General features: G+C 38.9%; 13 protein-coding genes and 1 pseudogene. 7 read left to right on the forward strand and 7 right to left on the reverse strand.

All coding sequences use genetic code 11. From position 1 onward, the window contains the following. Nucleotides 1–452: 452 nt before the first annotated feature. The 4 genes and pseudogenes from H6F39_RS18985 to H6F39_RS20860 form a co-directional block, all read right to left on the reverse strand. The gene (locus tag H6F39_RS18985; RefSeq protein WP_137909097.1) at nucleotides 453–896 is read right to left on the reverse strand and encodes a putative toxin-antitoxin system toxin component, PIN family; all 444 of its coding nucleotides are present in this window, start codon (nucleotides 894–896) and stop codon (nucleotides 453–455) included. A 2-nt stretch (nucleotides 897–898) separates the two neighbouring features. Further along, complete coding sequence (locus H6F39_RS18990; RefSeq protein ID WP_190397228.1) at nucleotides 899–1,171, reverse strand: hypothetical protein; 273 nt, start codon at nucleotides 1,169–1,171, stop codon at nucleotides 899–901. Between the two features lie 86 nt (nucleotides 1,172–1,257). Further along, nucleotides 1,258–2,649, reverse strand: a complete 1,392-nt coding sequence (asnS, locus tag H6F39_RS18995; RefSeq protein ID WP_137909099.1) for an asparagine--tRNA ligase — start codon at nucleotides 2,647–2,649, stop codon at nucleotides 1,258–1,260. A 153-nt stretch (nucleotides 2,650–2,802) separates the two neighbouring features. After that, a pseudogene (locus tag H6F39_RS20860) lies at nucleotides 2,803–3,054 on the reverse strand (hypothetical protein). Between the two features lie 120 nt (nucleotides 3,055–3,174). Between H6F39_RS20860 and H6F39_RS19000 the strand changes: the two are divergent. After that, nucleotides 3,175–3,441 (forward strand): DUF6439 family protein, encoded by a 267-nt coding sequence (locus H6F39_RS19000; RefSeq protein WP_137909100.1) that lies wholly within the window; start codon nucleotides 3,175–3,177, stop codon nucleotides 3,439–3,441. 83 nt (nucleotides 3,442–3,524) lie between these two features. On the opposite strand, the gene H6F39_RS19005 is transcribed toward H6F39_RS19000, so the two are convergent. Together H6F39_RS19005 and rlmD are read right to left on the reverse strand one after the other, a co-directional pair. After that, entirely contained in the window at nucleotides 3,525–3,974 is a 450-nt protein-coding gene (locus H6F39_RS19005; protein WP_137909101.1) for an anti-sigma regulatory factor, read from the reverse strand. A 411-nt stretch (nucleotides 3,975–4,385) separates the two neighbouring features. Beyond that, the gene (gene rlmD, locus H6F39_RS19010) at nucleotides 4,386–5,768 is read right to left on the reverse strand and encodes a 23S rRNA (uracil(1939)-C(5))-methyltransferase RlmD (RefSeq protein WP_137909102.1); all 1,383 of its coding nucleotides are present in this window, start codon (nucleotides 5,766–5,768) and stop codon (nucleotides 4,386–4,388) included. A 146-nt stretch (nucleotides 5,769–5,914) separates the two neighbouring features. On the opposite strand from rlmD, the gene H6F39_RS19015 reads away from it, so the two are divergent. Then, the gene (locus H6F39_RS19015) at nucleotides 5,915–6,400 is read left to right on the forward strand and encodes an allophycocyanin subunit alpha-B (protein ID WP_137909103.1); all 486 of its coding nucleotides are present in this window, start codon (nucleotides 5,915–5,917) and stop codon (nucleotides 6,398–6,400) included. Between the two features lie 164 nt (nucleotides 6,401–6,564). Here the strand turns inward: H6F39_RS19015 and H6F39_RS19020 are convergent, their stop codons facing one another. After that, nucleotides 6,565–7,551, reverse strand: a complete 987-nt coding sequence (locus H6F39_RS19020; protein ID WP_137909104.1) for a GntR family transcriptional regulator — start codon at nucleotides 7,549–7,551, stop codon at nucleotides 6,565–6,567. Nucleotides 7,552–7,755: 204 nt separating this feature from the next. On the opposite strand from H6F39_RS19020, the gene H6F39_RS19025 reads away from it, so the two are divergent. The 5 genes from H6F39_RS19025 to H6F39_RS19045 form a co-directional block, all read left to right on the forward strand. After that, nucleotides 7,756–8,508: a dienelactone hydrolase family protein gene (locus H6F39_RS19025; protein ID WP_137909105.1), complete on the forward strand. Its 753-nt coding sequence runs from the start codon at nucleotides 7,756–7,758 to the stop codon at nucleotides 8,506–8,508. Between the two features lie 53 nt (nucleotides 8,509–8,561). Then, a complete protein-coding gene (locus H6F39_RS19030; RefSeq protein WP_137909106.1) occupies nucleotides 8,562–9,464 on the forward strand; it encodes a S1 RNA-binding domain-containing protein in 903 nt (300 codons plus the stop codon). Between the two features lie 316 nt (nucleotides 9,465–9,780). Next, on the forward strand, nucleotides 9,781–10,050 hold the full coding sequence (locus H6F39_RS19035; protein ID WP_190397229.1) for a type II toxin-antitoxin system Phd/YefM family antitoxin: 270 nt from the start codon (nucleotides 9,781–9,783) through the stop codon (nucleotides 10,048–10,050). Between the two features lie 99 nt (nucleotides 10,051–10,149). Then, on the forward strand, nucleotides 10,150–12,390 hold the full coding sequence (locus H6F39_RS19040) for an FdhF/YdeP family oxidoreductase (RefSeq protein ID WP_190397230.1): 2,241 nt from the start codon (nucleotides 10,150–10,152) through the stop codon (nucleotides 12,388–12,390). Nucleotides 12,391–12,651: 261 nt separating this feature from the next. Next, nucleotides 12,652–14,813: glycosyl hydrolase family 18 protein (locus H6F39_RS19045; RefSeq protein ID WP_190397231.1), on the forward strand; the 2,162-nt coding region annotated here is incomplete at its 3' end.

Here is a 14,813-nt window from a genome sequence, read left to right on the forward strand (position 1 = left end):
CTAAAAGCCTACCTCATGAAGATAAAATCTGCTGTAAATCAGTTATTTACAGCAGTTTCCGATATTATCAAGTACAGATATTAATCATAAAACTCTTGTGGTGCGGGCATCTTGCCCGCTAAAAGCCTACCTCATGAAGATAAAATCTGCTGTAAATCAGTTATTTACAGCAGTTTCCGATATTATCAAGTACAGATATTAATCATAAAACTCTTGTGGTGCGGGCATCTTGCCCGCTAAAAGCCTACCTCATGAAGATAAAATCTGCTGTAAATCAGTTATTTACAGCAGTTTCCGATATTATCAAGTACAGATATTAATCATAAAACTCTTGTGGTGCGGGCATACTTCGACCAATCTCAGTACAAGTCTTGCCCGCACAAAGTGTACCTCACTCAAAGCTACTTGCTATATTAGATACTAATATTGTTTCGGCATCACTAAAACTGATTTTATTTATCTAATATCCTGATAAATAAATCCGGTGATAAAATTTGTGTTCCGTGATAGTATTTTAACGGCAAAATATGTTTCTTATCAAGAGAAACTAAATAATCAGCACTAACTTCATAAGCTGCGGCCAAAAACATATTATCATTAGGATCAATATTATCCAAGATTGTTGCTTCATAAGTACCTTGGATTTTAATTGCTGTGTAAAAAATGGCTGTCAAAATATCTTTGATATCAGTTTTATCAATATTTTTTGCTAATAATTTTTCAACTAATTCCTCTAATATTTGTGGAGAAATTACTAGATTAAATTTACCTTCTCGCCAGAATATAATAATTTGACAAGGCGCACTATTTGGGTTTTTACTCAATAAAGCCGAGATGAAAACAGATGTATCTACAATTACTAAAGGTATTGGTGAATCAAATTTTTGAAAAGACATTATCAGAAATCCGATTCATTTAATTTTGCGGATATTCTTCCACTAGCGGCATAAAATTTTTGCCAAACTTCCTCTTCGCAGTCATTGGATAAAGCTAAAACTTCGCTGATAGTTTCTGCAATAATCTCTTTTGCTTGTTGTTTATAATCTCCGGGTGGTTTTTCTTGATTATTTAATCCCAGTTGTTGAATTAACTGCTGTAATAACCATTGTTTATCTTCAATGGAGTAAGTTTGCAATATTTTTTCAAGTTCAATAATCTTAGGTGATGGCATAACATTTTCATAGCAACAGTTTAGCCACTTTTAGTATAACAAAGGCTTGGGTTAAAGAGACGTGATTTACAACGTCTCTAAAATCATTAAAACTCCGCGTTTTCTGGTGTGCGAGGGAACGGAATAACATCCCGAATATTCCCCATACCCGTCATAAATTGTACCAACCTTTCAAACCCCAAACCGAAACCAGCATGAGGAACAGTCCCATAACGACGCAAATCTAAATACCACCACAAATCTTCCGGGTTCATACCTTGTGCTAAAACCCGTTTTTCTAAAACATCTAACCGTTCTTCCCGTTGGGAACCACCAATAATTTCCCCTATTTTTGGTGCGAGAATATCCATAGCGCGGACGGTTTTTTCATCATCACTTAACCGCATATAAAAAGCTTTGATTTGTGCCGGATAATCTGTCACAATGACTGGCTTTTTAAACAGTTGTTCGGCTAAATAGCGTTCATGTTCTGATTGTAAATCAGCACCCCAACTCACAGGATAATCAAATTTAACATCAGCTTTTTCTAAAAGTTTAACTGCTTCTGTATAAGTCAACCGTTCAAATTGATTGTTAATAATATTATTAGCAGTTTCTAAAACAGTTTTATCAATGCGTTCATTAAAAAATTCCATGTCTTCTGGACAAGTTTCCATTACATATTTAAAAATGTATTTCAGAAACTCCTCAGCCAAATCCATATCACCCTCTAAATCACAAAACGCCATTTCTGGTTCAACCATCCAAAATTCGGCTAAATGACGAGAAGTATTAGAATTTTCCGCCCGGAATGTAGGACCAAAAGTATAGACATTAGTAAAAGCCATAGCCATAATTTCGGCTTCTAACTGTCCACTAACTGTTAAATATGCAGGTTTACTAAAGAAGTCTTGACTATAATCAATTTCTTGATTTTCTCTGCGGGGAACATTCTTTAAATTAAAATTAGTAACAGTAAATAATTCTCCAGCCCCTTCGCAGTCACTAGCAGTAATAATGGGAGTATGTACCCATAAAAAACCCCGTTCGTGAAAAAATTGGTGAATAGCAGTCGCGCAAGCATTTCTGACCCGAAATACCGCACCAAAGGAGTTAGTTCTACCGCGCAAATGGGCTATGGTTCTTAGAAACTCAAAGGAATGACGTTTCTTTTGCAGGGGATAGGTATCAGGATCAGCGTCTCCGTATATTTTCACCGTATCCGCTTTTAATTCTATTCTTTGTCCTTTACCTTGGGAAGCTACTATCACTCCTGATACTTCTATAGAAGCACCCGTATTGATTTGTTTTAAGATTCCTTGATAATCTGGTAAATCTTGATTAATCACAACTTGCAAATTACCCAAGGATGAACCATCATTAACTTCTAAGAACGCAAATCCTTTTAACTCGCGTTTTGTTCTTACCCAACCTTGGACTACCAAAGTTTCTTCTGGTTTACCACTTCTTAATATTTCTGCAATACGACGATTTAGCATTTTCTCCAACTGTTTTTTTTGACTATATAATACCAATTATAGCAAAATAGAGACTGAAAATCGGATAAACCGAATCATAAAATTTCCGATTTGATATCATTGGACTTGGTTTAAATAAAATCCAAAATCCAAAATCCAAAATCTAAAATTCCATCATCCAACCCAAGATTTTAGTAACCAACCTATAATAACGCCCAAACCGCCAAAACGGATAGCTTGCCAAAAAGGTCTTTTTAGGGTATCCCAAGAAAACAACCGGCTTTCTCAGTTGATTTCCAAGGTTTCCCACTGTTTTTGAATGCAGGTTAACTCTGTCTTAATTTATGGGGTCTGTTTGCTATTTTGCTTTAAATTCTTTAATTATTGTTGCCATTGTGCCTTCAAGAATCTTACTCAAGTTTCCACTTCCTCTCATTCCTGTGCAAAATCTAAGTGGGGATTTTCCTCTAAATTAGTCATTAGCGATTCGTAATTAGCTATGATGATTAAATCATAAATTTTACTCTTAACTTAGCACTTAGTCTTATGTTGCAAACTAGTCAACTAAATGAAATTAGCACTTTAGAACTGGCACAAGCACTCATGGAAAGGTTAAGGATCACTCCAGAGGATTGGCATCGTCTCAAATCTAACCGCAATGCCCGCGCTAGTGAACAGGTTGCCGCCGCCATAGTCTTTTTAGTCAAAAATGAACCCCAAGAGGCGCAAGCCAGACTAGAACAGGCTGTAGGCTGGCTAGACAAATCAATTTCCGCCCCTCCTTGCCCCACCCACGGACACAAAACAAAGTAAGGGCAAACCCCCTGTGGTTGCCCAATGGGGTAAGGGCAAACCCCCTGTGGTTGCCCCAGTAATAAAGGGATTAACCTCACCCTTCACCTTCCCAAAGATAATAAACGACGGCTTTCTACCTGCTTACAAAGCCTGAGTTCTGTACCTTTGCGATTCCATTCTACTTGATCAAAAATCTGATGCAGCAAGGACATACCGCGTCCACTTTCTGCTTCCTCAGGTGGTAAATAGTCATTGGGATCACTATCACCTGTAATGGAGGGAGTGAAACCGCTACCCTGATCTGAGATAATCCACCAATATTGATTATCTACTAATGAGAAACGGACTACTACTAATTTAGCGGGATCAAGATTATTCCCATGTTTAGCGGCATTTACTAGGGCTTCTTGGAGTCCTAGTCGCAGTTCTGATTGCAATTTTGCCGGAATATCTGTCAACAATAAATCTAGGATTGGACAAAGATAAAGGGTGGAAGCAAAACTAATTGTCCCCCAGTAACGCCCGACTGGACGAAGAGAAATGGTAATCACAAGAGAAACCCCGTAGCTTTTAGTTAGCTAGACATCAGGAAAGCTGTTTCAGGCATTCTGATCAGAATTAGGTGATCATGTTGCCTGTAAACTTACGTCTGTAAAACTAAATTTATAAAAATGCTCTTGGCTGGTAAATTAAGACGAGAATTCATATTGCTTATTTACAATTTTCTCAAGTTAATCTGTTGATTTAGCAGATAAATAAAAACTGCTATTTTTGAACAGGAGGAGAAAAACAATCTCATTAACTGCTGGTTTGTATTTAACACAATCTTATTCCTTTCTTAACATTTTATGCAGCCTCGATTTCTTTAAAACAAAATGAGTTTCTATTTCTATGTAGTTTCATTCTAGCATTATGAGTATCCACTAGACTACAAATTTCTGATTTTTATTTTTTGTGAAAAATTAACTACTCTGGTCATTGTCCGATAGTGCCAGAAAAGCGGCTGCTTCTACATGGGCAGTTTGGGGGAAAAAGTCGGCAGGTTGCACCCTTGTGAGTCTATACAGTCCATTTTCGCAAAGTAATTTGAGGTCACGGGCTAAGGTAGATACTTTACAACTGACGTAAACAATTCGAGAAGGTTTCAGGTTTCTTAATGTTTTGATAACGTTATCTTCACATCCTTTCCGTGGTGGATCAAGTAAGACGACATCCGGTATGATCTCTAAATTCTGGAGAATCTTTTCCACCGCACCTACTTGGAATGTGACATTATTAATTCTATTTTCTTGAGCATTGACAATTGCCTGTTTTACTGCTGTTGATTGTAATTCTAAACCGATGATATGCTTTGCTTGTTTAGCCAGGGGCAAAGTTAAGGTCCCTATGCCACAATAAGCATCTACTAGGACTTCATGACCTTGTAAATTTAGTTCTGACTGAATTACCTCTAATAGTGCTTCGGCTGTTTCTGTGTACACTTGGAAGAAGGTATCTGGGCGAATTTGAAAATCCAGTCCGGCGAATTTTTCTCGTAGGTAAGGAACTCCAGCTAAACAACGGGTTTCTAGTCCAAATATAGCATTTGTGCGATCGCTATTACGATTTAATGACACGCCCACTAATTGGGGATAACGCTGTAACCATTGCTGTGCTTGGTTTTCAATTCCTGGTAAATTCCTATCTTTGACGACCAAAGTTAGCAGCATTTCTCCTGTGCGACGGCCAATGCGTAAACCTAAATGGCGAATTAATCCTTTGTGTCTGGTTTCGTCATAAATTGACCAACCCTGCTTTTCAATATCTAATTTTACTTCAGCTAATAAAGGATTTAACCGTGGATCTTGCACTGGGCATTGATTTAAGTTTATTAATTTATGTGTACCTTTGTGATAATATCCAGCTTGGACATGACCTGTAGCAGCAATACCAAGAGGATAGGTAACTTTGTTGCGATAACCCAAGGATGTAGCAGCTACTAATACTGGATTTACAGGTATGTTAACAAAACCGCCAATTCTTTCTAAAGCTTGAATTACTTGATTTTGTTTGGCTATTAACTGGTAATCATATTTAATATGTTGCCATTGACAACCACCACATTTATCAGCGACAATACAGCTTGGTCGCACCCGTTGAGGCGAGGCTTGCAATAATTCCTGCACCTGACCATAAGCATATTTTGGCTTAACATTGAGTAACTTGACAAGTAGGCGATCGCCTGGTACAGTATCAGGAACAAAAACCACACGCTGTTCAAAGCGTCCCACACCGTCACCAGTGTCGTTTAAATCAGTAATTTCCAGTTCGATAATTTCACCTTGTCGCCACATTATATTAGTCATTAGTGAGTTGTTAGGGAATAGGGAAGGGAGAGTTCCTTAATGTAGAATTGTGAATAGATTTATGTCTATCTTCCCACACACTTCACGAATGTTCCTCTAAGTCGGTAAACTAGCAAATATAAATATTTCGGGTTATTTAGATCATCATGACTGTAATTAGCCAAGTTATTCTCCAAGCTGACGACGAACTGCGTTATCCCAGCAGTGGTGAACTCAAAAACATCAAAGCATTTTTGGAAACTGGTGTAAAGCGCACAAGAATCGCTGCCACCCTTTCAGAAAACGAGAAAAAAATTGTTCAAGAAGCCACCAAAAAACTTTGGCAAAAACGCCCTGATTTTATCGCCCCTGGTGGTAATGCTTACGGTGAAAAACAACGGGCTTTGTGTATTCGGGATTTTGGCTGGTACTTACGCCTAATTACCTACGGTGTACTTGCTGGTGACAAAGAACCCATTGAAAAAATTGGTTTGATTGGTGTACGAGAAATGTACAATTCTCTAGGCGTTCCTGTTCCAGGAATGGTAGAGGCGATTAATTCTCTCAAACAAGCGTCCTTGGATTTACTAAATGCAGAAGACGCTTCAGAGACCGCACCCTACTTTGATTACATCATTCAAGCCATGTCTTAATCAAAGGCCTGTATTATAGCCCGGAATTGGGAACAGTAAATAGGGAATAGGGTTAAGGCTCTTGACTTCCCCGCAGTTGGTAGTGGCTATGGCAATATTTGTCAAGTTATTAACCAGTTGTGGGGATATTTTATCTCCGTGATAAGTGACTGCTGTTAAATTAGTTAAATTAGTCCCAGTTCGCGTTTTAGTAAATTAATTGACTGTGTACCGATATAGTTTTCACAGCGAATGAGTTTAGGTGGACGAATGAGGTCTTCTAGGAAGGTTTGTAAGGTTGCTTGGGCTGTGGAGTAGCTGACTTGATCGGTACAAAAGATGATTTCTGAGCGTTTGACAATGGCGTGTAGTTTATAATCATCCTTAGGCTGGGAAGTCATTACTAATAATTCTTCACCTCGTAAACCGTGGAGAATGACTTCTGTAGCTCTGAGAATACCAGAACTGAGGCTAATTATACCGATACAACTGGATTTGGGTAAGCCTTTAACTACAGTTAGTTCTTTTCCGTAGTCGTGAATATCTAGGGGGATAACACGAACGGCTTTGAGGGCAGCGATCGCTTCCACTTCTCCGATAAAATAACGACTGGTGACTAATGTGGCCGAGGCTGTTTGGTCTAATACCGCCATTAGTTGTTCCATTGGTACTAGCTGGACGGGAATTTGCAGGGATTCCTCTAATTCATCAACCATTAATTCCCCAGCCCCAATATCTTGAGATGGAGTTACTACTAATACTCTCGCGCTACAACGCAAACGCCAGTCAACTTCTGCTAAAAATAGTTCCCGTGCTAGATTGAGAGAACAGCCTTGGGTGAGTAACTCGTCTAGGGCTTGTTGAACTACTTTATAACTGGTTGGATGTTGTTTGAGAATGGGGGACTGTGATCTATTTCCACCTTCATGACCTTGGGTACGAATATAGATTCCTGAACCTGCAAGACTTTCCACAAATCCTTCTACCTCCAATTGGCGGTAAACTTTGCTAATGGTATTGCGGTGTAACCCGGTTTGCATTGCTAAAGCCCTGGTACTGGGTAATTTGTATCCGGGTGAATATTGCCCGGAGGCGATCGCAAATCGGATTTGATTAAATAGTTGGTTAGATGCGGGAATTTCACTGTCTGGTTGAATACGGAACTGAATCATGACCAATTCCTCTGCCTAAAACTTATATTAATTGCCATCAGTTACCTATTAAATATATGATTAATGGGTTAATTTACTCTGATAAATATTACCAAGGAACTATACAGGAGTCGGGAGTTAAGAGTCAAAATCAATTAAAGAGCTATTTAAGTTCTTGTCTGTGGCCTATTATCTCTTGTCTTTTCCCTTACTGCCAACTTAATTATGACAGAGCCAGCAATAAATACTTCAACAATTCAAATTTCCGCGGACAATTTCCAAATAGATGCTTATTTAGCAAAACCAACTTCCCCTGGTTCTTATCCGGGAATTATTGTTTTACAGGAGATTTTTGGTGTTAACGTGCATATTCGGGATGTAACAGAACGAATTGCTAAACTGGGTTATGTAGCCATCGCCCCGGCACTGTTTCAACGTCAAGCACCTGGATTTGAAACTGGTTATACTCCCGAAGACGTGGAAATAGGCCGAAAATACGCTTGGTTACAGACCACAGCATCAGAAATTTTAAGCGATATTCAAGCAGCTATTAACTACTTAAAAACTTTACCCCAAGTCAAAAAAGAGGGATTTGGTTGTATTGGCTTTTGTTTTGGTGGTCACGTCGCCTATCTAGCTGCTACTTTACCAGATATTAAGGCTACTGCATCCTTTTACGGTGCGGGGATTACTAATCGCACTCCTGGAGGTGGAAATCCCACTATTACCCGGACATCAGAGATTAAAGGAACTATCTACGCCTTTTTTGGGAACCAAGATGGGAGTATTCCCCTAGAACAAGTGGACGAAATTGAAGCAGAACTGGAAAAATACAAAATTCCCCATCGTGTTTTTCGCTACAATGGGGCTGATCACGGATTTTTTTGTGACCATCGTGCCAGTTATAATTCTAAAGCTGCGGCGAATGCTTGGCAACAAGTCCAAGAACTTTTTAGCCAACTGACAATTGACAACTGACAATTGACCAGTGACCACTGACAACTAACAAATAACAATTTATCTTCAAAGTCATGAATTCCGAATCCAAACTTTCTCAAACAGCCAATTCGTCTTTTTCAATGGACGATTTTGCTAAAGCACTAGAAAAGCACGATTACCAATTTCAAAAAGGGCAAATTGTTCGTGGTAAAGTCTTCCAAATTGACCATGATGGAGCTTATGTTGATATTGGTGGAAAATCGTCTGCGTTTCTTCCCCAAGATGAGGCTTCTTTGAGAGCAGTAACTGATTTGTCGGAAGTATTACCGATGAATGAGGAACTAGAGTTTTTAATTATTCGGGATCAGGATGCTGAAGGTCAAGTTACTATTTCCCGTAAGCAATTGGAAATGCGTCAGATCTGGGACAGACTGTTAGAAATGCAAGAAAATTCCCAAACCGTCCAAGTGCGGGTAACAGGTATTAATAAAGGCGGTGTTACGGTTGATCTTTTGGGTGTGCGGGGGTTTATTCCGCGATCGCACATATCTGAACGTGATAATCTAGAAGCACTCAAAGGCCAAAGTCTCACCGTCGGCTTTTTAGAAATTAATCGTGAAACTAAGAAACTGGTTCTTTCTCAACGTTTAGCGGCTCGTTCTAGTAACTTCAGTTTATTAGAATTAGGTCAATTAGTAGAGGGAAAAATTACCGGCATCAAACCTTTTGGTGTATTTGTAGATTTAAATGGTGTCAGTGCTTTACTCCACATTAAACAAGTCAGCCAAAAATTTATTGAATCTTTAGAAAAGGTCTTTCAAATTGGTCAACCCATTAAAGCTGTAATTATTGATTTAGACCAGGGTAAAGGTCGAATTGCTATTTCTACCAGAGTTTTGGAAAATTTCCCTGGTGAACTTGTGGAAAATTTTGCAGAAGTCATGAATTCAGCAGAAGCTCGTGCTAATCGTGCAGCTAATAAAACTGCTGAATAGTTGATTGATAACAGGTGATTGGTAATTGGTAATTGTCAGATCTTAATTGCTAATTGCTAATCCCTATTCCCTATTTATTCAGATGCAGTTAAAATCATCAATATCATCATAGTGAAATGATCATGAATCAAGTAAATGCTACTGAAATACAAGAACATTTGAGTGATTTTTTGGATAGTCTTACCCAAGGAGAAACATCAATTGTTATTTGTTATTGAAAAAGCTGGAAAAGCGATCGCTACTCTCATTAGTTACAGCAGTTCCCGATATTATGAAGTACAGATATTAATAATAAAACTCTTGTGGTGCGGGCATCTTGCCCGCACAAGGTGTACTTAACTCAAAGCTACTTGCTGTTGAAATACAAGAACATTTGAGTGATTTTTTGGATAGTCTTACCCAAGGAGAAACATCAATTGTTATTGAAAAAGCTGGAAAAGCGATCGCTACTCTCATTAGTTACAGCAGTTCCCGATATTATGAAGTACAGATATTAATAATAAAACTCTTGTGGTGCGGGCATCTTGCCCGCACAAGGTGTACTTCACTCAAAGCTACTTGCTGTATCAAGAATGGAAACCTTTAAAACAATTGGACATTTATTTAATTTCTGAAGACGATGAAGAATCTTTTAGTCCAGAAGAATTCATTAAAGCTTTATAAATAAGATATACAACTCCTATTTATGGACAATTTACCAGAAAATAAATCTAATTCCCATGCAGGGGGCGGTTTACCCGTAATCCAATATTGGGTAGAAAAAACTCTCTCACCCCAAGGTTTACAATTATGGCAAACTCTCAATCATAAAAGCGCTTGTTTATCCTGTGCTTGGGGTACGGGTGGACAACAAGGAGGATTTGTCAATGAAGCAGGAGAATATTTACAACGTTGTGCTAAAAGTGTAGAAGCTATTGCAGCAGAATTGCAACCAGGAATTAAACCAGATTTTTTTCAAAAATATAATATCAGTGAATTGCAAGAATTAACTTCTCAAGAATGTGATAACTTAGGCAGACTTAGTTATCCTCTCATTCTTAAATCAGGATCATCCCATTATCAACGTATTAGTTGGGAAGAAGTTTATCAAATCGCAAAACCAGCCTTTAGTTTAACACCAGCAACTATAGCTAGTTATAGTTCTGGACGTTCATCTAATGAAGCCGCTTATTTATTACAATTGTTAATGCGATCGCTAGGTAGTAATAATCTAGCAGATTGTTCGGATTTATGTCACGCTCCCTCAACCGTCGGCTTAAAAAAAGTTTTCGGTTCAGGAACATCAATGGTAAGTTTAGAAAGCTTACAACATAGTGATTGTGTGGTTTTAATTGGTTCTAATGCACCCGCAAATCATCCCCGATTAATGAACGAATTAATCAAATTACGAGACCGGGGTGGTAAAGTAATTATTATTAATCCCCAAATTGAAATCGGTTTAGTTAAATTTGCTTCCCCTGCTTTTCCGATCAAATCCTTACTTACCGGTGGTTCTGATATATCTTCTTTATATTTGCAACCCATTCCTGGTAGTGATGTAGCCTTATTTCTAGGGTTACAAAAATCCCTAATTGCCCAAAATTTAATTAAAATAGAATATCTCAAATCCTCCACTCAAAACTGGCAACAAATCTTAGATTATGCCCATAATATATCTTGGGATGATATCACCAAAACCTGCGGATTATCTCAAGAAGAAATTACCGCCACAGCCTATATAATTGGTAAATCTGAGCGAGTAGTATTTGCTTGGGCTATGGGAATCACTCAACAAACTAACGGTGTAAATAATGTTTTGAGTATAGCAAATACGGCTTTAATTACAGGTAATGCTGGTAAAATTGGCGCAGGAACAATGCCCATTAGAGGACATTCTAACGTCCAAGGATTTGGTTCAATGGGTGTCACCGTCAATTTGCGAGAAGAAATCAAACAAGCACTATCTCAGCTATTAGGAAAACCCCTGAATGAAACTCCAGGTTATCATACCCGTGATTTAATAACAGCAGCAGAATTAGGAAAGATCAATACCCTCTTTTGTTTAGGGGGAAATTTGTATGCAGCTAACCCAGATTTATCACAAGCAAAACGGGCTTTATCACAAATAGAAACCATTTTTTATGTAGCGACCAAACCGAATTTAGGACATTTTCACGGATTAGCAAAACAGCAAACTTTAATCTTACCTGTTTTCAATCGCTTTGAAAACCCCCACCGGACAACAACGGAATCAGGTAATAATTTTGTCAGGTTAAATGATGCAGGTAAAAGTCATTTACAACCAGATAATTCTGATTTGATTTCTGAAGTAGAATTAATTACAGAAATAGCCCATCGTTTACATGATGAACATCCGATTAATTGGCGTAAATTGCAAGATACGGTTTATGTTAGAGAATTAATTGCTAAAACTATTCCTGGTTACGAAAAAATAGGTCAAATTGATCAAACTCAGGCAGAATTTACCATTGCAGGACGGATTTTTGATGAACCGAAATTTCCCACTTTTGATGGTAAAGCCCGGATGTTTATCACACCTTTACCACAATTAACTTTACCTGATAAATCAGCTTTTGGTGTGGAGGAAAATCAACCAGGAATTGTCTTAATATTGGGAACAGGACGCGGTTATGGACAACATAATACCGTAGTTTATCGCAGTGCAGATAAATATCGCAATATGCCCCATCGTCATTGTATTTTAATGAATAGTTTGGATATTAAAAAAGCAGGATTTCAAGAACATCAACGAGTTACAGTTAAAGGAAGTGGAGGAGAACTAGAGAATATTGAAATTATTTGTGGTGCAATTCGTGAAGGTGTAGCCTTTATGTTTTATCCTGAAGCTAACGTTTTATTGACAGCAGCAATTGATCCTCAAAGTGGTACACCTGCTTATAAAAGAGTTCCGGTTTTTGTGTACTAAATATTATCTCTATTATCTCGTTCCCAGTCTCAGACTGGGAATGCCATTAAGAGGCTCTGCCTCCATTTGAAAAAAAAAGCAAAGCCTTCTAAAAATTTTTTTTCATACAGAGGAAACGAGAAAATTGTAGACACTATAGGTGATATGATATCGTCTAATGACGAATGCGACATGAAAACCTATCTCAAGATAGATACTGGAGTCAGTGCGGGGTTGGTAAAGTAAAAAAAACAACTTTTTAATTAATACAGGATTACAATTGTGGCAAAATCTACCAAAAACGTCGTTTTCATTGATCCCAATGTTACAGACTGGCAGAATCTAGTTAATGGTGTCGAACCTGGCTCACTGGTGTTTATTATTGACCAAACACGGGACGGTATTAGGCAGATTACCGATAAATTAGCAGCACTGACAGACATTGATAGTGTTCAAATTATTTCTCACGGTGGAGAGGGTAGTTTATCCCTTGCTTCAACTCAGTTAAACTCAGCAAACCTCAATAGCTATAGTTCACAATTACAGCAGTGGGGTCAATCTCTCACTACCACAGGAGACATTCTGCTGTATGGTTGTGACGTGGCTGGGGGGGTTATTGGTAAAGCTTTTGTCCAGCAAATTAGTCAATTGACCGGGGCAGATGTAGCTGCATCTGATGACTGGACTGGTAGTGCTGCATTGGGTGGAGATTGGCTCTTAGAATATGCGACTGGATTAATTGAAGCGCCTCTGGCTTTGCAAATTCAGGCAATGGAGGCTTATACTGCTGTTTTACCCAATTATATCGTGGGTGGATATATAGGCTCTTGGAATCTTAATTCCAATACACCTGTAGATACTCCGTTTAATAAACTTACACATTTGTTCTACTCATTTGCTGATGTCACTTCAACTGGTACGGTTCAACTACCTCAAGATGGAACAGGAACAGGTGACATCGCTAAACTTCAACAAATTAAAGCTCAAAATCCCAACCTGAAAATCATGCTTTCCATTGGCGGTGCAACAGAGAATGATTTCTCCTCTGCTGCTGCTACGGTGCAGTCTAGGGCAAACTTTGCTCAGTCTGCTATCCAACTAATGAAGACTAATGGATTTGATGGCTTAGATATTGACTGGGACTATCCTCAAGCAAACGAGGATAATAATTACATTCAATTGCTGGCACAATTGCGGACACAAATCAATCAAGCCTCTCAAAATGATGGCAAGCAATATCTTCTCACTACAGCCCTTTCTGGTTCTCCTTACCAGTTGTCTGCATCTGATTATGGGGGCAACCCTTACGATTTCAGCCCACAAGATTTGAGAGCAACTTCCGATTATGTAGACTTTATTAATGTCATGTCTTATGACTACCACGGACCTTGGGAGAACACAACAAATCATCAGTCAGCTTTGTATAAAAGCACAAATGACACTACCTACAACGCGGCTAAAGTAAATACTAATTGGGCCATTCAACATTATCTCAGTGCTGGAGTTCCAGCTACAGATATTGTCTTGGGCATTCCACTTTATGGGCGCACCTGGACTGGAGTTAACGCTGGTAGCAACAATGGGCTGTTCCAGCAGGGTACTGGTAGCTCTGAGCGCACATATAGGGAGCTTTATAATCTATTGGGGACAAATGGCTATCAATCGTTCTGGGATAATAGCGCCAAAGTTCCCTACATTTATAGTTCTCAAACAAAGGTGTTTAGCACCTATGAAAATAACCAATCAATTTTGGGGAAAACTGATTATGTCAAACAACAAGGACTCGGTGGTGCGTTCTTCTGGGAAATCACCCAAGATTTGCCCATAACTAATCCTGATTCCTTAATCAATGTTGCGGCTACAAATTTGGGAATTAATAATGTTGTTTCACCCAGCATTACCCTAGCAGTATCACCCAGTAGCGTATTAGAAAACGAACCTACCAACCTTATTTACACCTTCACCCGTACAGAAGCAACAACCAACGCCTTAACCGTTAACTATGGCGTTACGGGTACAGCAGATAGTAGCGACTATACAGGAGCAACACCAGGAACAGGAAAAACCATCACCTTTGCTGCGGGTGCGAGTACAGCCACTCTGACTATTGACCCCACAGGTGATAGCACTCCAGAAAGCGATGAAACTGTTGTTTTAACTTTGGCTTCAGGAACAGGTTACACTGTTGGGACAACCACAGCCGTGACGGGAACTATTACTAATGATGATATTGCTTCTCCCACCATTACCCTAGCAGTATCACCCAGTAGCGTATTAGAAAACGGACCTAACAACCTAATTTACACCTTCACCCGCACAGGAGCGACAACCAACGCCTTAACCGTTAACTATGGCGTTACGGGTACAGCAGATAGTAGCGACTATACAGGAGCAACACCAGGAACAGGAAAAACCATCACCTTTGCTGCGGGTGCAAGTACAGC

The organism is Dolichospermum sp. FACHB-1250 (assembly GCF_014696335.1).
Classification (GTDB): domain Bacteria; phylum Cyanobacteriota; class Cyanobacteriia; order Cyanobacteriales; family Nostocaceae; genus Dolichospermum; species Dolichospermum planctonicum.